Annotated in this window: 13 protein-coding genes and 4 pseudogenes; 8 read left to right on the forward strand and 9 right to left on the reverse strand. The window is 66.5% G+C overall.

Going from position 1 to position 17,239, the window contains the following annotated elements:
• The first annotated feature begins 37 nt into the window (after positions 1-37).
• Together J2Z30_RS42645 and J2Z30_RS42650 are read left to right on the forward strand one after the other, a co-directional pair.
• Positions 38-298 carry a hypothetical protein gene (locus J2Z30_RS42645; RefSeq protein WP_209469068.1) on the forward strand — a complete coding sequence of 87 codons (261 nt, stop codon included), beginning with the start codon at positions 38-40 and terminating at the stop codon, positions 296-298.
• A 221-nt stretch (positions 299-519) separates the two neighbouring features.
• Positions 520-1,023: a TetR/AcrR family transcriptional regulator gene (locus J2Z30_RS42650; protein WP_245389065.1), complete on the forward strand. Its 504-nt coding sequence runs from the start codon at positions 520-522 to the stop codon at positions 1,021-1,023.
• Between the two features lie 78 nt (positions 1,024-1,101).
• On the opposite strand, the pseudogene J2Z30_RS42655 reads toward J2Z30_RS42650, so the two are convergent.
• Both J2Z30_RS42655 and J2Z30_RS42660 read right to left on the reverse strand, forming a co-directional pair.
• Positions 1,102-1,689 (reverse strand): annotated as a pseudogene (locus J2Z30_RS42655) (helix-turn-helix domain-containing protein); the annotation flags it as partial.
• Positions 1,690-1,746: 57 nt separating this feature from the next.
• Positions 1,747-2,832, reverse strand: a pseudogene (locus J2Z30_RS42660) (integrase core domain-containing protein).
• A gap of 87 nt (positions 2,833-2,919) precedes the next feature.
• On the opposite strand from J2Z30_RS42660, the pseudogene J2Z30_RS42665 reads away from it, so the two are divergent.
• Positions 2,920-3,297, forward strand: a pseudogene (locus tag J2Z30_RS42665) (transposase); the annotation flags it as partial.
• 59 nt (positions 3,298-3,356) lie between these two features.
• Here J2Z30_RS42665 and J2Z30_RS42670 read toward each other — a convergent pair.
• Complete coding sequence (locus J2Z30_RS42670) at positions 3,357-3,989, reverse strand: hypothetical protein (protein WP_308280245.1); 633 nt, start codon at positions 3,987-3,989, stop codon at positions 3,357-3,359.
• Between the two features lie 118 nt (positions 3,990-4,107).
• On the opposite strand from J2Z30_RS42670, the pseudogene J2Z30_RS51950 reads away from it, so the two are divergent.
• A pseudogene (locus J2Z30_RS51950) lies at positions 4,108-4,242 on the forward strand (IS701 family transposase); the annotation flags it as partial.
• 122 nt (positions 4,243-4,364) lie between these two features.
• On the opposite strand, the gene J2Z30_RS42675 reads toward J2Z30_RS51950, so the two are convergent.
• The 5 genes from J2Z30_RS42675 to J2Z30_RS42695 form a co-directional block, all read right to left on the reverse strand.
• A complete protein-coding gene (locus J2Z30_RS42675) occupies positions 4,365-5,027 on the reverse strand; it encodes an adenylate kinase (RefSeq protein WP_044580291.1) in 663 nt (220 codons plus the stop codon).
• 627 nt (positions 5,028-5,654) lie between these two features.
• Entirely contained in the window at positions 5,655-7,997 is a 2,343-nt protein-coding gene (locus J2Z30_RS42680; RefSeq protein WP_044580292.1) for a thiamine pyrophosphate-binding protein, read from the reverse strand.
• Positions 7,998-8,168: 171 nt separating this feature from the next.
• The gene (locus tag J2Z30_RS42685) at positions 8,169-8,912 is read right to left on the reverse strand and encodes an NUDIX domain-containing protein (protein ID WP_078957180.1); all 744 of its coding nucleotides are present in this window, start codon (positions 8,910-8,912) and stop codon (positions 8,169-8,171) included.
• Positions 8,882-10,447, reverse strand: a complete 1,566-nt coding sequence (locus J2Z30_RS42690) for an acyl--CoA ligase family protein (RefSeq protein ID WP_044580295.1) — start codon at positions 10,445-10,447, stop codon at positions 8,882-8,884. Before J2Z30_RS42690 ends, J2Z30_RS42685 begins: the two co-directional genes overlap by 31 nt.
• 100 nt (positions 10,448-10,547) lie before the next feature.
• Positions 10,548-11,729 carry an LLM class flavin-dependent oxidoreductase gene (locus J2Z30_RS42695; protein ID WP_078957181.1) on the reverse strand — a complete coding sequence of 394 codons (1,182 nt, stop codon included), beginning with the start codon at positions 11,727-11,729 and terminating at the stop codon, positions 10,548-10,550.
• Between the two features lie 316 nt (positions 11,730-12,045).
• Here J2Z30_RS42695 and J2Z30_RS42700 point away from each other — a divergent pair, with 316 nt between their 5' ends.
• The 4 genes from J2Z30_RS42700 to J2Z30_RS42715 all read left to right on the forward strand — a co-directional run bounded on the left by J2Z30_RS42700 (position 12,046) and on the right by J2Z30_RS42715 (position 15,427).
• Positions 12,046-12,216 (forward strand): hypothetical protein, encoded by a 171-nt coding sequence (locus J2Z30_RS42700; RefSeq protein WP_020867429.1) that lies wholly within the window; start codon positions 12,046-12,048, stop codon positions 12,214-12,216.
• Positions 12,209-12,709, forward strand: coding sequence for a flavin reductase family protein (locus J2Z30_RS42705; protein WP_044580296.1), 501 nt, complete (start codon positions 12,209-12,211; stop codon positions 12,707-12,709). Before J2Z30_RS42700 ends, J2Z30_RS42705 begins: the two co-directional genes overlap by 8 nt.
• A 111-nt stretch (positions 12,710-12,820) precedes the next feature.
• A complete protein-coding gene (locus tag J2Z30_RS42710; protein ID WP_044580297.1) occupies positions 12,821-13,186 on the forward strand; it encodes a VOC family protein in 366 nt (121 codons plus the stop codon).
• 582 nt (positions 13,187-13,768) lie between these two features.
• The gene (locus J2Z30_RS42715) at positions 13,769-15,427 is read left to right on the forward strand and encodes a sodium:solute symporter family transporter (RefSeq protein ID WP_308280246.1); all 1,659 of its coding nucleotides are present in this window, start codon (positions 13,769-13,771) and stop codon (positions 15,425-15,427) included.
• Positions 15,428-15,523: 96 nt separating this feature from the next.
• Here J2Z30_RS42715 and J2Z30_RS42720 read toward each other — a convergent pair whose 3' ends face one another.
• Entirely contained in the window at positions 15,524-16,822 is a 1,299-nt protein-coding gene (locus J2Z30_RS42720) for an MFS transporter (RefSeq protein ID WP_044580299.1), read from the reverse strand.
• Positions 16,823-17,239: the final 417 nt, after the last annotated feature.

A 17,239-nucleotide genomic window follows, 5' to 3' on the forward strand; every position in this document is an offset into this window, starting at 1 on the left:
TGATGAAGGACCGTGCCCCTGCCGTTCGGCCCGGAGAGTGGACGTCGCCCTGGCCCGCTACGTCCACAACGACCGGCTCATCGACGCCCTGCTCACCCAGGCATTAAGCACCCTGCGCGTCTCGCCCAACGCCCACGCCTACCACCAGCGGCAACGCGCCCGCGGAGTCGGCCACAACGCCGCCCTGCGCCAGCTCGCCAACCGGCTCGTGGGCATACTCCACGGATGCCTCGAAACTGGCACCCGCTACGACGAGGCAACCGCCTGGTCGCATCACGCGGAACTGGCTACGGGGTGACATCTACGCTCCTGGGAAGTCTTTCATGGCAGGAGGCGGGCAATGCAGATGCGGCGACGGTCCAGCTGCGCACACGGAATGCGCCAGCCCGTTTGCTGCCCGCCCAAATCCACAACAAGATGCAGTCATGCATCTTGCAAGCCCGGAGCCCGCCCCCCCGCCGCCGTCGGCGCGGCGCAGAACTGCAGGCCGCCCTACTTGACGCCGCCTGGGAAGAGCTGATGGAACGCGGCTACGCGGGCCTCACCTTCGCCGCGGTAGCGGACGGTGCCGGCACCAGTCGCCCGGTCGTCAACCGTCACTGGGCGACCAAGGCCATGCTGGTCCGTGATGCCATCGGCCATGCCAGCGACAAGTTCCCGCTCACCGATCCCGACACCGGATCGCTGCGCGATGACACGATCGGGCTGCTCGAACAGCTCAACGGGGCGTTCACTGTGTTCGCTGTCGCCATGACCGCACAGTTGGCCGCCTACTTCGAAGAGATGGGAACAACACCCGCCGAGCTGCGTGCGTCCCTGATCGATGAGAGGTGGGAGCTGATCGAGTCCGTCGCGCAGCGCGCCGTCGAGCGAGGAGAGATCGATGGTTCGAAGCTGACTCCGCGAATCACACGGTTGCCCTTTGACCTGCTCCGACACGAAGTGCTCATGGACCTGGCGCCAATGTCCGCGCACGCCATCCAGGAGATCGTTGACACGATCTTCATCCCCCTGCTCACATAAGACCCTGCTTAGGGCGTGCAGATCTTTAACTCGTGGCTTTCCATTCGGTGGTTCGTTGGTCTGGCATGAGCGGGTTGGATTGAGGAGTTCACACCGCAGTGTCCCGATCATTCTCTCGCAGTGCGCGTTCATCCGCGGGGACCGCGGGGCGGTCCTCAGGGTTTCGATGCCCTCGGCTTCGAAGACTGCGTCGGAGGATTTGGTGTATTTGCTGTCCTGGTCACGGATCAGGAAGCGCAGTGACTCCAGGCGCATGCCCTCGGCGAGGGCAAGGTTGCGGGCCTGCTGGGCCGTCCACTGAGCGGTCGGATGTGCGGTCACCCCGGCGACGTGGAGGCGGCGTGTACCGTGCTGGAGGAAGACCAGCGCGTAGACCCGGCGAAGGTCCGCCGGGCCGATGTGCAGGAAGTCGCAGGCGATGATGGAGCTGGCCTGAGCCATAAGGAACTCGCGCCATGTCGTCCCCATGCGGCGGGGAGCCGGATCGACACCGGCTGCAGTCAAGATCTTCCACACCGTGGAGGCGCCGATCCCGTGGCCCAGCCGGGCGAGCTCGCCGTGGATTCTGCGGCAGCCCCAGCGCGGGTTCTCCCGCGCCAGCCGCAGCACCAACTTCTTCACAGATTCCGCTATCGGCGGTCGGCCTGGCTTGCTCCGGCAACGACTGTGGTCCCTGTGCCGCTCGAGAATACGATTCGATGCTGTGTACTGCGGCGATGCCGTTCAGGCAGCCTGGCGGTACTCGTTGATCAGGCCACCGAGAACGGGCCGTCGTTCGATTCGATGGGGTGTGAGGTCGTTGACGTGGGCCAGGGCGGGTGGTTCGGCACTGTCCGGGGGGAGTTGCTGCCGGGAGTGGTGGGGGCGGTGCTGGTTGTAGTGCCGGATGTACTCGGTCAGCACCTTCACGGCATGGGCTTCGTTGTAGATCAGGATCCGGGCGAGGACTTCGCGGCGTAGGGTGCCCACGGCTCGCTCGCAGACTGCGTTCGCCTTCCGTGCCCGGGGCGGGCTGAGCAGGATCTCCATGTCGTCGGCCTGGAAGACGGCGACGAAGGCGTTGGTGTACTTGCTGTCCCGGTCCCGGAGGAGGAAGTGCAGGGAGTCCATCCGGCGCCCCAGCGTCATGGTGAGGTTCCTGGCCTGTTGGAGGGTCCATGGGGCGGTGGGGTGCGCGGTGACGCCGGCGAGGTGAACACGCCGGGTGCCGTGTTCGATGAAGACCAGGGCGTACAGGCGCTTGAGGGAGATGGTGTCGATGTGGAGGAAGTCGGCGGCGAGGATGCCATGGGCCTGGGCGGTGAGGAATTCACGCCAGGTCGGGCCGGAGCGCTGCGGAGCGGGATCGATGCCGGCCGCATGCAGATCTCCCAGACCGTGGACGGGTCGATCTGGTAGCCGAGGCATGCAAGTTCGCCCTGTATACGGCGGTGGCCCCATGCACTGTTCTCTTTGGCCAGGCGCAGGATGAGCTGTTTGACAGTGGGCGTGGTGGACGGCCTGCCGGGGCGGCGGTGCTGGGGGAACGTCCACTTGCGCGCAATGAGTTGCCGGTGCCAGGCCAGCAGCGTGGTGGGGGTGACAGAGAACACGTGACGCCAGTGTTCACGCGGGACCAGCCGGGAAAGGACGGCGAGCCAGATTCGGTCGGCGGGCTCGTAGCGGACTCGGGCGATCTGGCGGCGCAACACCGCGTTCTCGTGCCGCAACGCCCAAGACCTCCGCCTCCTTCGCCACGCGGCAGCGCAGCACGGCAGCGGGCACCTTGATCAGGTTCCGGACCAGCGCGGTGACGATTGAAAGTGGCATCGGCAGATCATCCCAGGTGCCGTGCAGGCCGCCCCCTGCGCGGAGAAGTTGCAGGCCAGACCCAGAATCGTATTTCCGAGCGGGACAGGCAGACGCAGTTTCACCTGGACCGATTACCGCGACCTGCTCATCGCCGCCCATCAGCAACTCGGCGCACTGATTGTCCTCATCCGGGACAACCTGAACGTCCACAAGGACGCCCGGTTGAGAGCGTTCATCGATGCTCACGACTGGATCACCTGCTACCTCCTGCCGGCCTACGTACCCGACCTCAACCCCGTCGAGGGCCTCTGGTCACTGCTGCGACGCAGCAGCCAGGCCAACACCGCCTTCACCGACCCAGACCACCTGATGCGCACCCCCCGGCATGGCCTCCGCCAGATCCAATACCGCAGCAACCTCATCGAAGGATGCCTCGCCGATACCGGTCTCACCTTGACGACATCACGCCAACAAGCTCAGTAGTGCTGCTCGCGGGTTCTCGGACGGCGTGGCGCAACGCCGGATGTTCTGTGCAATCCCTCTCAGGAAGGGGTTGCTTCGCTGGGCTCCGCTGTACCGGCGGCCGTGTTTGGGGCGGCAGTGGAGTAGAAGACGGATCGCTTCTGCTTGGTGCGGTGAGCTTCGCCCTTGGCGACGAGTGACTCCAGAGTGCTGCGCACGACAGTGGCTTTGATCTCCCGGTCTGAAATAGCCTGAGTGAGGGCGGCGGTGACCTCGATTGCCGAGCGTGGTTCGCCGTGCTGGGCGAGGTCGTCACGGATGAGGTCCCGGAGCGTGGGTGCACCCGCTTTCCGCGCGTGCTTGGGGCGGTTGCTGGCCGACTCTGCCCTCTTCCGTTTGCCGGTGGTCGTGCTGGTGTTCTTCTTCGGCTTGCGTGCTGCTGGCAGCGATGCAGTCTTCCGTGCAGCGGACGAGCCATTCTCCAAGCTGCTGACGTCGGTGTTCTCGGGTACGTTACCGGTGGCTTCGTCACCGAGGGTCTGCCGCATGCTGAGCAGGAGCGCCCGGTTGTTTTCCAGCGCCGACAGTTGCTGCTGCAGTGCCGTGATTTCAGAGCTGACGCGTTCGTGTTCGGCGGAGTTGCGTTCCAGATCGGCGGTGATCTGCGCCGCGTATTGCGACTTCAGAGTAGTGTTGCTGGCGGAGGTGTCCACCACAAGCTCCCTTGTCTGGGTCGTTTTCATGTTGGTGGTGGATGGTACCTCTGCGCGACGGCTAGTACTGCAACGGTGCTTGCCGTGACTGCCGGCCAGCTCAGTCGTTGGTCCGGTTATGGGTGGGGACCTTGCTGATGTCAGGTTGTGGGCCGGGGAACTGAGTGCGGTGTACGAGCGGTTCGTGCACCGGTTCAACCGGGAGGAGCCACGTCAGTCGGCGCTCGTGCCGTTGGCGGAGCCTGGTGCGCCCAGCCATCCCTCGATGGATGCTTTGCGACGTTCTTGCCGGTCAGGTCTCCTCGGACGTCAAAGGGCACTCCGCTCTGGTCATACGCCCGCCGCCATTTGTGGTGGTGGAAGACGTGCTGGCGGTTACTTGCCGTCGTCCTCGCGCTCGAGGGCTTCCAGCGCCCGCCGCGTGACCTCGTCCACCGGGCCCAGGGAGGAGATCGTGACCGCGAGGCCCTGCGTCTTGTAGTACTCGATGATCGGCTCGGTCTGCGTGTAGTAGATCTCGAGCCGCTTGCGGACGGTCTCCTCGGAGTCGTCGTCGCGCTGGTAGAGCTCACCGCCGCAGACGTCGCACACGCCCTGCTTCTTCGGCGGGCTGTACGACACGTGGAACACGTGTGCCGACCGGCCGCGGCAGATGCGCCGGCCGGCGATGCGCTTGATGACCTCTCCCTCGGGGACTTCGAGGTCAAGAACCGCGTCCAGCTTGATGGCCTCGGTCTTCAGCAGCTCGTCGAGCGCCTCGGCCTGCGAGACGTTGCGCGGGAAACCGTCGAGCAGGAAGCCGTTCTCGGCATCCGGCTGTTGCATGCGGTCCTTCGCCATCGCGATGGTGAGCTCGTCGGAGACGAGGTTGCCGGCGTCCATGGCGACCTTCGCGAGTTTCCCCAGCTTGGTCTGCCGGCTGATGTTGGCCCGGAACAGATCGCCCGTAGAGATGTGCGGGATCGACAGCTTCCCGGCCAGGCGTGTGGCCTGAGTGCCCTTTCCAGCGCCCGGCGGCCCGACGAGGACGATGCGCATCAACGGAGGAACCCTTCGTCCTCGCGCTGCTGGAACTCATCAGCGGCGGAGGCGCTTGCCGACGGCTTGGAGACGACCTCGCCGATCCGGCCACCCACGGCCAGATACGAACGACTGACTGACGGTGCGGCTGGTCGGGGAATGGCCGGAGCCCCAGACCACTTTCGTTCGATTCCGCTCAGAGCCTTCATCACATGTCCAATCGTCTGGGTGGTGCGTCTGCTCGGCTCGCCGTGGGAAGGGCGGACAGGTTGGTTGCGACCGTCCGGCGGCACGGCGCGGCTTGTCAGGGCGGGTGCCGCGCCGTGCCGCCGGACGGAGTGGGTGGGGAGCTGTTGCCCCATGGGGTGGTGGTACGGGTCGGCTGTGCCGGGACCGTCCGGCGGTACGTCTTTTCGGCAGGACAGGGGCGTGCCGCCGGACGGGGTATGAGAGGCGAATCCCCGGCGAGGGGACGGCGCGGCGGACCGGTTGTGCATGGTGGCTGCCGCGGTCAACTCCTGGTGCGACCCAGCACGGTGTTGTCGAGGGGCGACGTCGATGGTGTGAGACGCGGTCGGCGCGGACGGTGAGTGCGGTTTGCTCTTTTGTACCGGCCCCTGCGCACGGAGGCTGCCGGGTTCTTCCTCAATCGATGAGGTCGAGGGCGGTGGTGACGATGCTGTCCGTGTCGATGCGGTGGTAGCGGTAGACGTCCTCGATCGCCCCGGACTGGCCGAACCGGGTCACGCCGAGGGCGCTGACGGGAACGTTCTGGATCGTGCTCAGGAAAGCCAAGGTGTGGGGATGCCCGTCCAGGACGGTGACCAGCGGGGTGGCCCGGTCGAGGGGGAAGACCTGGTCGAGGATCCAGGCCGGGTCGTCCGACAGGCCGCGACGGGCCTGGAGTGCGCGGAAGAGTAGGTCCGGGCTGGTCACGCACACAACGTCGGCGCCATGCCCGAGGGCGGCGAGCCGGTCGGCGGCGGCCAGGGCCTCCGGGACCAAAGCGCCCATCGCGGCGAGTGTCACCACGGGCTTCTCGTACTGCCGCAGCCGGTAGGCCCCGGCGGTCACATGTCGGCGACGGCGTTCGCGAGCGGCCGGGTCGCTGGGCACCGCGGCTGTCGACTGGTCGATGGGTCGGGTCGACAGCCGCAGATAGGCCGACGTGCCCTCTGGACTGGCCAAGTTGCCGAGTGCGGCGAGCAGGCACCATTCGGTGTCGATCGCGAACGCCGGCTCATAGGTGACGCAGCCGGGCTGTTCAATGCCCAGCGAGGGGGTGGTGATCGACTGGTGGGCGCCGCCCTCCGGGGCGAGGGTGACACCGGAGGGGGTGCCGACCAAGATCGATTGGCCACCGGCATAGATGCCGAACGACCAAGGCTCCAAGGCCCGGTTGACGAAGGGATCGTAGACGACGCCGATCGGCAGCAGCGGCTGGCCCCACCGACTCCAGGTGGCGCCCAGCTCGCCGAGGAGACCGACCAGGTTGGTCTCCGCGATGCCCAGCTCCACGTGCTGACCGGTCGGCTGCTCGCGCCAGTGCAGGATGGTCTCGGCGTCGTCGGCGAACCAGTTGGGGCGCTCGGCCGGGGACCACACACCGACCTTGTTGAGCCAGCCGCCGAGGTTGGTGGTGGAGCTGACGTCCGGGCTGACGGTCACGATCCGGGCGGCCGCCTCCGGCGCCCGCCGGGTGAGATCCAGCAGGACGCGGCCGAGAGCCTGCTGAGTGTTCCCGATGCCGGTAGGGGCCGGGCGCGCTAGGTCGGCGGGGACGGCAGGGGGCTTTTGGGGCGCCTGTTCGGGGCGGTGCAGCCGCTGGGCGGCCGCCGCGCACAGGGCCGCTTCCGCCGAACCCGCACCGAAACGCGTCCACGGGTCGTCGAGATCGGTTCCCAGGCGGTCGGCCAGTGCACTCATCTGGTCGGCCGTCAGGAGCGAGGAGTGGTTTTGCGGGTGGCCCTCGGTGGGGAGCCCGTAGCCCTTGACCGTGTAGGCGAAGATCACGGTCGGGCGGGTGTCGTCGACACCGGCGAACGCATCCGACAGCGCGCCGATGTCGTGGCCGCCCAGGTTGCGCAGCGCCGCCAGGAGCGAGGCGTCGTCCAGGGGGGCGATGAGGTCGGCGATCGGCCCGGCGGTCGAGCCGGTGCCGGGCAAGCGCTCGCGCAGCTCGTCGGCGGAGCAGCGCAGCAGGCGCTGGTATTCGGGGTTGCCCATGGCATCGATACGAGCGCGCAGGGCCTCGCCGCCGGGCCGGGTGAACAACCCCTGCAGGAGATGCCCGTACTTGAGGGTGATGACCTGCCACCCGGCCGCGGCGAACATACCCTGCAGCTTGTCCGCGGCGATGCCGGGGATGACCCGGTCGAGGGACTGCCGGTTGAGGTCGACGACCCACACCGCTTCGCCCAGGCCCGGCACCATCGGATCCTGGATGGCTTCCCAGATCGCGCCTTCGTCCAGCTCGGCGTCGCCGAGCAGGGAGTACTGGCGCCCCCTCCCGGCACCGCCGAAGCGCCCCTCCACGTAACGCCGGGCGAGAGCGCCCCACAGGGGAGCGGTGGCGCCGATACCGACCGAACCGGTGGAGTAGTCGACCGGGTCGGGGTCCTTGGAACGACTGGGGTAGCTCTGCAGGCCACCGAAGGCGCGCAGCGTGGTCAGGTAGGACTCGTCCAGCTCGCCCAGCAAGTAGTTGATCGCGTGCAACACCGGTGAGGCATGAGGCTTGACCGACACCCGGTCCTCGGCAGTCAGTGCGTGAAACCACAGCGCCGTCATGATCGAGGTCATCGAGGCACTGGACGCCTGGTGACCGCCCACCTTCAGTCCCGAAGGGTTCGGTCGCACCCGGTTGGCGTGATCGATGATCGCGGTGGACAGCCACAGCACCCGCTGTTCGACCGACTCCAGCGCAACAAGCTCCTCCGCCCGGGCAGGACCGCCGCTGCCGCCGGCCGGCCTTGGTTCCGCCACCATCACAGACCACCTCCGCATTCGGCACCATGCCTGAGGGAATTCGCGTTATGCTCCGCCAGAAGGCGGGTGACTCCGCGACTGCACAGGATGTGCCTTTTAGATCGAGCATTCTGCTTGAATTCGGGCCACCTGATCGGCTGGCCCAGGGCGCTGGACCGGTTCGCACCGGCCTTAAGACGCGGCCCTGTCACGTGCCTTGGCTGACGGCAGAGAGTCGACTGCTCGCAGGACATCCGTCAGCCATACGACCTGCCCGTCGAACTGTGACAGCTTCCAGGGCCATACCCACCGGTATGCCTTGTGCTCCCAGTTGAGAGTGAGCCGGCGTTGACTCGTGCAGGCCAAAAAAGTGTGCACGGTCCAGTCCGGCCCGCCACGAGGGTCGGCGAGACGCAGCGTGAGGCCCGCGGTCAGCTGCTCCAGAGCGCGGGCGGGCAGCAGAGTCTCCTCCCAGATCTCCTGGATGGCTTGCCGTACCGGGTCGCTGTCAGCGTCCAGATATCCGGTGATGCAGTGCCACAAGCCCGCATCATGCTGGACAGTTCCACTGCGCTTGAACAACCCGATGCGCCCTCGCCACATGAGGATGACGGCGACCACCTGCCGCTGAGACCTGGGGCGACCGGACGCATTCAGGGACTGTGCCCCTTGTGAAGCCTGGGAGACCACCCCGCGACCACCGCCTTCGGTACGGACCCCGGGGAGGGCCCGACGCGCTTCTTCATCTGGTGCCTCCTTCATGCGACGGCCTGGACCCTGCAAAAGTCCCCTTGCGGGCAGGAGCTCTTCGCGTTTCTGATCACCACCGGACGCCGTGCCTCGTGAAGCACGAGGTGTGACACGCTCTGAGGCAACCTCGCGTGCCGCCGGTCCGTTCACGTCGTTCACCGGATGCGGCTCTCGCTCCCGGCCCATGCCTTGTCCCGCAACACAAACTTCTGGATCTTTCCGGTGGAGGTCTTCGGCAGCTCGGTGAACGTGACCGTCTTCGGCGCTTTGAACCGGGCCAGCCTGCCCCGCACATGCTCGATGATCTCCGCCTCGGTGGCTGTAGCGCCTTCCCGCAGGCTCACATAGGCGGCAGGGACCTCACCCCAGCGCTCGTCCGGCACGGCGATCACCGCCACCTCCAGTACCGCCGGATGATCCATGATCGCCTGCTCCACCTCGACCGACGCGATGTTCTCCCCACCCGAGACGATCACGTCCTTCGAGCGGTCACGCAGCTCCACGTACCCGTCGGGGTGCAGGATCCCGATGTCCCCGGTCCGGAACCATCCGTCCGGCACCGCTGCCAGGGTGGCCTCCGGGTCGTCGAGGTAGCCGAGCATGAGGTTGTTGCCCCGCAACGCGATCTGCCCCGTGGTGACACCGTCCGCGGGGACGTCCGTGCCGTCGTCCGCGATCACCCGCGGCACACACGAGATCATGTTCCCGACGCCCTGGCGCGCCTTGAGCCGCGCTTGTGCCGCGGCGTCGCGGTCGTTCCACTCCGGGCGCCAGTCGCACAGCATCGCTGGGCCGTACGTCTCGGTCAGCCCGTACAGGTGCGTGACCTCGAACCCCAGCGCCGCCATCCGCCGCAGGATCGCCGGCGACGGCGGCGCCCCACCGGTGGCGATCCGCACCGTGCGGTCCAGTGGTGCGGCCTCTTGGGCGTACGCGATCATCGACAGCACCGTCGGCGCCCCGTTGAGGTGCGTGACGCCCTCCTCCCGGAGCAGTCGCCAGATCTCCGCCGGATTCACCTTCGGCAGGCAGACGTGCGTCCCAGCCGCCGCGGTCACGGCCCACGGGAACGTCCATCCGTTGCAGTGGAACATCGGCAGCGTCCACAGGTGCACGCTCGACGGCGTCAGTCCGGTGTGTCCCACCATCGCCACGGCCTGGAGGAACGCGCCCCGGTGGTGGTACATCACGCCCTTCGGGCGGCCCGTGGTCCCCGAGGTGTAGTTGATCGACAGCAGCGCCCGTTCGTCGGTCGGGGTCAGGTGCAGCGGCTCCGCCGCGGCCAGCAGATCCTCGTATTCCCGCCCCGCCCTGATCCGGTGCGGTGGGGCGTCCAGCCGGGCGAGGGCCTCGTCCACCAACGCGTCGAACGACGGGTCGTGGACCAGCACTGACACCTTGGAGTGCTCCAGGATGTAGGCGACCTCGCCCGCCGACAACCGGGTGTTCACCGCGACCAGCGGCACCCCCGCCCACGGCACCCCGTAGTGCGCCTCCAGCGACACATGCGTGTTCGGTGCCAGCACCGCCACCGGACGTCCTCCGGCCAACGAGGCCAACCCGCCCGCCAACCGCTGACACCGATCACGCAGCTCCGCATAGGTCCACCGGGACGGCCCATCCACCACCGCGACCCGATCCCCATGCGCCGCCGCAGCACGATCCAGATACGACGTCGGGGTCAACGGCTCGAAGGACAAGGAGCCCAGGTCGCGGGTCATCGCACCGCTCCGTGTACCGGGACGCCGGTCGTGATCAGGAGAATGCCGTTGTCGTGGTGTTCGGTGAGGACGTTGCCGGTGCCGTGGTTGTAGAGGCTGGTCATCGGCTGGTCTCCTTGTGGTGGCTGGGGTTGTGCGTGTCGTTGAACTGGCGGAGTGCTTCTTCGTGGGCGGGGCGGGCGGCTCGGATCTCGGCGAGTACGTCGTCGGCCGAGCGCACGACGTTGCGGGGGTGCTTGAAGCGGGGGATGACGTACTTGCCGAAGAGTTCGATCGAGCGCATCAGCTGGTCGTGGGGCAGGCTGTCGACACGCAGGACGAGTGCTTCGACGCCCATGTCCGCGTATCGCTGTACGTGTTCGATGCAGTGCTCGGGGTCGCCGACCATGAAGCCCTGGGAGCGTTCGAACATGTACTCTTCGTCGTTGAAGTCGATGTCCTTGACAGCGCCCATGTAGGCGTAGTCCTTCGACAGCTTCGACAGGCGCTCATATGCGTCGGTGGACAGCTTGGCCATCTCGAACAGGGGCTTCGCCTCGAGGCGGGCCTGGGCAGTGGTCTCGGCGCAGTGCATACCACCGGCGACTGCGACCATCTTGCGCGGCGTGATCGGGTAGGGGTGGTTGGTGGCGGCGAGAGTGTCGTCGTAGAGCTTGACCATGTTTTCGACGAGGTCGAATCCGAGGTAGAGGCCGCCCATGATGGCGCCGATACCCATCGAGGCGGCCGTCTCGACCGAGCTCGGGCTGCCGGCGGCAGCCGAAATGGGCGGGTAGGGACCCTGCAGGGGCTTGGGGACCAGGCTGCGCGGCGGAACCTTGTAGTGCTCGCCCACGTACGAGAACACGTCGTTGAGGAACGCGCTCCGGATCAGCTCGATGCCCTCACGCCACTGAGCCTTGTTCTCGGAAGGGTCCACCTCAAACGCGCGCAGGGCGAGCGTGGTGTTGCCGCGCCCGGTACCAAGCTCGACACGGCCGTTGGACAGGATGTCCTCGGTCGCCACACGCTCCGCGACGCGCAGCGCATGGTTCATCCGCGTCGGCAGCAGCGTCACCAGGTGGATGAACCGCATCCGGCTCGTCAGAGCCATCAGGTACGGGTAAAGCACTTCCGGAGCGGAGACCGAAGCCGTACCCAGAGCAACATGCTGCTCGGAACTGCCGAAGGCGTCGAAGCCCACGCGCTCTGCGAGCAGTACCTCCTCGACCAGTTCCCGGTAGCGGTGCTCATGGGTGAGCCCGACCGGGGTGTCCCCCTCAGACATGAGGATGAAGTCCATACCGATCCTTCCGTCAAATGTTAGTGGGCGATAACGTAGGTCGTAGCCCAGCCCAGGTCAAGGCCCTCAGAAGAGCGACGGGCGTTACCTTGTGATAACAACAGAGGTCGACCGGGCGCGCGGGAGGGGCCGCGACCAGAGCGACCCCGGTCACATCGCGACCGACAGCCACACAGGGCCGCACAGGCGGCCGCGGACTGACGTGACTCCCGCTTCGTTACTGCACACTAACGGATTCACCTCTCCAACCGGAGGCTTGACCGCACCCAAGCCCCGTCATATGTTATTCGTCAATAACATTCGAGGAAGGATCGACATGGACGTCATCGTCATGACTGAGGGGGACATCCCGACCGGGCTCGCACGTGAGCACCGTTACCGAGGGCCGGTCGAGGAGGCGCCACTCGCGGCGCACGTCGACGTTGATGCCTTCGGCGGCTACCACGACCCCGCCGTCCGAGCTGTCCGCGAGGTGTGGAATGGCTGATCAAGTCCAGAGGCTGGACGCGGCTGCCTTCCGTTCGGCGTTGGCCCGCTTCCCTGCCGGCGTGACGATCGTGACGACCCGAAGTGCCGGGGGCACCCCGCATGGGTTCACCGCGAGTTCCTTCGCGGCGCTGTCGCTCGATCCACCACTTGTTCTGGTTTGCCTCGACCAAGGAGCGGACTGCTTCCCAGCTTTTATAGCGGCTGAGCGGTTCGTCGTGAACATCGTGACGCCCGCGCATGCGAAGTTGGCCATGAGGTTCGCCACGAAGGGCGAGGACAAGTTCGCACACGGAAGCTTCGAGTCCGACGAGGGCGGACACCCGATACTGCCCGACGCCGCGGCGGTCATCCGCTGCGAGCTGGAGCAAGCCATCCCCGGCGGAGATCACGTCATTCTCATCGGTCGTGTGCACGACGCGCGCGTAGGCAGCGGCAAGCCGGTGATGTGGTACCGCGGTGATTTCCTCCACCTCGGGCAGAGCGTTACATGACGGACATCGGACCCGGCTCGTCAGCTCCGGTGGATCGCACGAGTGGTTCATCCACGCGCGGCGCGCGGTGTGGTGAAACCCTCCGCTCGGGCCGTACTGCGGGGCCGTCCGGTGAGTGATTCCGTGGAGGTCGACCTCGTGAAGATCGGGAACGTGCTGCACCCGGTGGCCGACATCGACGCCGCCGTGCGCTTCTACACCGACGCCTTCGGCCTGGCCACGAAGTTCGTCGACGGCGACCGCTACGCCGCCCTCGACGCCGGCAGCACCACGTTGGCCCTGACCAGCCCGGCCGAGGACGTCACCGGTGGGGTGCCCGCGGCGTCGTTCAAGGTCCCCGACGTGACCTCGGCGCTCACCGCCCTCGTACAAGGCGGCGGATCCGTAGTCCGGGAGCCCGAGCAAGGCCCGCACGAGGTCCGGGCCGTGGCACGGGACCCATGGGGCAACACCGTAGTGATCTACGGGCCGCGGTAGCGGTCAGTCCGGCAGCGGCTCGGCCTCCGCCATGCCCCGGACCGAGACGTCGTCGGATGCCCTTGACATTCCTGTTCGTGTCCCCCCCCCGGCCGTCGGCCAGATCCTCGACCTTTTGCGCGCAGGAACAAGCTGCGCGTCCGAGGCACCAATACTCGCCGGCCGAGTCACCCGCCCTCGAAGCCCGGAAGGTTTCCGTGCACCCCGTCTTCTCCTCGCCCTCACCGGAACACCCGCCGGCACCGGACCCATCGCTCGATGCCCTCCGACTGCAACACGGTGAAAGTCTCCGCGGAACCACGCGTCGTGCCCAGCGTGCATTCGTCGCCGCCAACGCTGTCCCTCTTGTCGTCGGCATCGCGTTGTCCTTGCTGACCGCCGTTCCCGCAGTTCATGTGTACGGGCACATCACTCTCGGCCTTGTCTGGGGCATCCTGCAATGCGGCCTCTTCGCCGCCACCGTGTGGGTGTACGAGACGCGATGCACAGCCTGTGATCCCGTCGAGCGGCCCCGGACCTCCGGCATACCCCAGGCCGAGACGTCGGGTGCGTCCCCCGACGACGATCCCTGGCGGTGAAGCGGTGACCGTACACATCTTGAGCGCAGGTGTACTCGACCCGATCGGTTCAGACGCCAGAGGCCCCGTGATCGTCGCCTTCCTGGTATTCATCGGGCTGTCTGTCCTGTGGCTTTTCACGCTTGCCTCGAGTCAGGAACACGAGCCGGAAAGGCTCTACATCGCGGATCGGTCACTCTCTCCGGTCTTCAACGGGTTCGCCATGGCGGGCGAGCAGATCACGGTCGTCACTCTGTTGGTGACGTCCGGGTTTATCGCTCTGTACGGCTACGACGGGTTCAGCATCGCCATCGACCTCATGCTCGCCCTCGGTGTACTGCTGCTCCTTGCTCAAAAAATACGCGACAGCGGACTTTACACTCTCGGTGACCTCTTCTCCCTGCGTGCTGCGGGGCGCGCGTCGCGGACTGCCGCGGCTCTGGTGACACTTGCGATCACCATTCCCCTTCTCATGGTCCAACTGCGGGCTACCGGCATCAGCGTGGCCCTCCTGATCGGCCGGTCGAACCATGGAACCCAAGTGGTCTGCACGGTGCTGATGGGGCTTCTCGTCGGCTTCTTCGCCGTCGTGGCAGATCTGCGAGGCACCAGTTTCATGCAGGTCGTCAAGGTGGTCGTCACCTTGATCACGCTTTCGCTGATCACGCTGCTGGCCCTCAGCAGATTCGAGTGGAACCCCGGGTATCTGCTCTCCGCGGCGGCGGAGAAGAGCATGTCGCCGAACGGATATCTGAGCCCGGGACTCTGGCCGCGCGCCGCGAACCTCGGATCACTCAACGCGATCGGCGAACACATCGTCGTTATCCTCGGTACGGCCGTGCTGCCGAACCTGATCCTGCGTGTGAGTGCCTCCCGCACCGGGCGCTCGGCACGCCGATCCATGAGCATTGCCTCGGGACTGGGTGCTGCCTTTGTCGTCCTCCTGAGCGCGGCGGGCTTCGCGGCCGCGGCCGTGGTGGGAGGCGACGTCATCCGAGCGGTTGACGACGTTGGGCAGGGGTCCCCGATTCTGCTGGCTTCGGAAGTACTCCCGCACGGCTCAGTGGCGCGCGTTGCGCTCATCACGGCCATGGCGTCCGTGGCCTTCCTCGCCGCGCTCACGACCGTGTCAAGCGTGGCCTTCGCTGCCGCTGTCACCTTCACGCGTGATGTGTTCGCTCAGGGCAAGGACCCGCGCACCCGAACCGGAGAAGCGCGGGTACTGCGTCTGGTCCTCGCCGTCCTGGTCGCCGTGAGCCTGTCGCTGTCCACAGCCATCAGCCGGTACCCGGTCGAGTCCCTGGTCATCTTCGCTCTCTGCGTTGCGGCGTCGGGTGTGTTCCCGGCGCTGATCTACACTTTCTTCTGGCCCAAGTTCAATCGCCGGGGGCTTCTCTGGTCCGTCTACGGAGGACTGCTGCTGTCCCTCGTGCTCACGGTCTCCTCACCCGTCGCCACCGGTACCAAGAACTCACTATGGCCTGAGTTGAGTTTCAACTGGTATCCGTACTACAACGCGGGCATGGTGTCCGTGCCGGCGGCACTCTTCCTCGGGTGGATCGGCAGCCTCACCTCACCAGAGAGTTCTCAACCGGTTGTCGGTGCAGTGAGTACGACGGGAAAGGAAGTCGGACGGAGGAGTACAGCCCGCCCGCGGACAGCGCGCGGTCGGCATGCAGGCTGATTCGCCGCGGTTGTGGTATCCGCAGGCTCGACGATCTCCTGCACCCGGGCGGCTTCCGCGCAGCGTTGCAGGAGATCGTGGACCTGGCCTGTCCGCTTAGGCGGGTAGCGGCTTCGACGCGGTCTTCGGTAGTCGCGCGACAGTGATCACTCCGATGAGTGCTACGGCGAGGATCCAGTAGACGGGGCTGGTTCTGCTTCCGGTACCGGCCACGAGGGCAGCGGCGACGAGTGGCGTGATGCCGCCGATGATCACGCCCAGGTTGTAGCCGATCGCGATGCCTGAGTAGCGCACGCTTGCCGGAAACAGCTCCGTGGCCAACGGCCACGTAGGCACCTGCGCCCACCCGGTGAAGAACATGAAGACCAGATAGACGGCTCCGACGGCCCAGAGGTTGGTTGCTGCGATGAGGAGTGCGAAGACCGGCCAAGCGATGACGGCGAAGATGATGTAGGACGCCAGCAGGATGGGCTTGCGGTCGTAGCGATCCGTCAACTTGCCCGCCCATGGGTAGGTGAAGGTGGCCAGGGCGATGCACAACGCTGATGTCCAGGCGACGCCTGTGGCGGAGAATCCTTCCTCCTGCAGGAAGATGGCGAAGTAGGCAACGCCGAAGTAGCCGGTGCCGTTGAACGCGATGGCCAGGCCCGCCACGCGGGCAACCGACAGCGGGTGGCTACGCAGAGCGGCCAGCATCGGGCTGCGCACGATCGCGGCCTTCTCCTTCAGCTCTTGGAATTGAGGCGACTCCTCGACCCGCAGCCGAGCCTGCAGACATACCACAGTGAGGACCAGCGAGAGGAGGAACGGGATCCGCCAGCCCCACGTTGCCATCTGGTCGGCCGGAACCAGCAGCCGGACCAGCCCTACGACGCCGGCGGCCACGGCGAACCCGAGAGTAGACCCCATGGAAACCGTCGATCCGTAGAAGCCCCGCTTGCCGGGCGGCGCCAGCTCGGCGATGTAGGTGGCAGCGCCACCGATCTCACCGCCGGCAGCGAACCCTTGGGCGAGTCGCACAACGATGACTGCGATCGTCCCGGCGACTCCAATCTGTCCGTAGGTGGGCAGCAGGCCCATCACGCCGCACGCCACGCCCATCATCACGATCGTCGCGACGAGGGCTGTCCGGCGGCCGCGGCGGTCGCCGAGGCGACTGAAGAACCAGCCACCGAGCGGACGGATGAGGTAGGACGACGCGAACACCGCGAGCGCGGACAGGGTTGAGACCGTCGGATTGTCGCTGGGGAAGAACAACGGTCCGATGGTGAGCGTCAGAAACCCATAGACACTGAAGTCGTAGTACTCGATCAGTGTCCCGACGCCGCCCGCCAGCGATGCACGCCGGGCGGACCTCAAGCTGATCGTCTTTTCGGAATGTTGTGCCGTCGTCATTGACTCTCCTTGTCACACCAGGATGGGAGACGCGCCGTTCGGCCGCCCTCGCCGCGCGAGGTCGACGCCGTCACGTTGCTCGGCGCGATCAGGGGGGTGGGTCCTGACTGGACCTTTCCGTCGGGTCAGGCCCGGAGGCACTGTGGCGAGGTCGACAGTCGCCGGTGCCCGGTGCTGCCTCAGGGGGCTGAAGCCCCAATCTCTCTGGATTCGAGCGGCGCAGCCGTCCGGGCTACCTCGTCGGTGACTGCTGATTCGACGGCTGCGGGATGGCCATCGGATGATGGGGCGCATTGATGGAGCGCCGCCGATGGCATGCCATACCTCGTGGGTCAGCAGGAACTGCGTACGCACACTCTCGATGCACTTCGCATGTGCTGACTCTGACCCGTCGTACACAGACGCGCAATGCACTGA

It is taken from the genome of Streptomyces iranensis, assembly GCF_017874715.1.
In the GTDB taxonomy this organism is placed as follows: domain Bacteria; phylum Actinomycetota; class Actinomycetes; order Streptomycetales; family Streptomycetaceae; genus Streptomyces; species Streptomyces iranensis.

Excerpts from the sequence above, each read along its gene's own strand:
- J2Z30_RS42650 (WP_245389065.1), top strand. The coding sequence starts at position 520 with ATGGAACGCGGCTACGCGGGCCTCACCTTCGCCGCGGTAGCGGACGGT.
- J2Z30_RS42675 (WP_044580291.1), bottom strand. The coding sequence starts at position 5,027 with ATGCGCATCGTCCTCGTCGGGCCGCCGGGCGCTGGAAAGGGCACTCAG.
- J2Z30_RS42680 (WP_044580292.1), bottom strand. The coding sequence starts at position 7,997 with ATGGTGGCGGAACCAAGGCCGGCCGGCGGCAGCGGCGGTCCTGCCCGG.
- J2Z30_RS42685 (WP_078957180.1), bottom strand. The coding sequence starts at position 8,912 with ATGGGCCGGGAGCGAGAGCCGCATCCGGTGAACGACGTGAACGGACCG.
- J2Z30_RS42690 (WP_044580295.1), bottom strand. The coding sequence starts at position 10,447 with ATGACCCGCGACCTGGGCTCCTTGTCCTTCGAGCCGTTGACCCCGACG.
- J2Z30_RS42695 (WP_078957181.1), bottom strand. The coding sequence starts at position 11,729 with ATGGACTTCATCCTCATGTCTGAGGGGGACACCCCGGTCGGGCTCACC.
- J2Z30_RS42700 (WP_020867429.1), top strand. The coding sequence starts at position 12,046 with ATGGACGTCATCGTCATGACTGAGGGGGACATCCCGACCGGGCTCGCA.
- J2Z30_RS42705 (WP_044580296.1), top strand. The coding sequence starts at position 12,209 with ATGGCTGATCAAGTCCAGAGGCTGGACGCGGCTGCCTTCCGTTCGGCG.
- J2Z30_RS42720 (WP_044580299.1), bottom strand. The coding sequence starts at position 16,822 with ATGACGACGGCACAACATTCCGAAAAGACGATCAGCTTGAGGTCCGCC.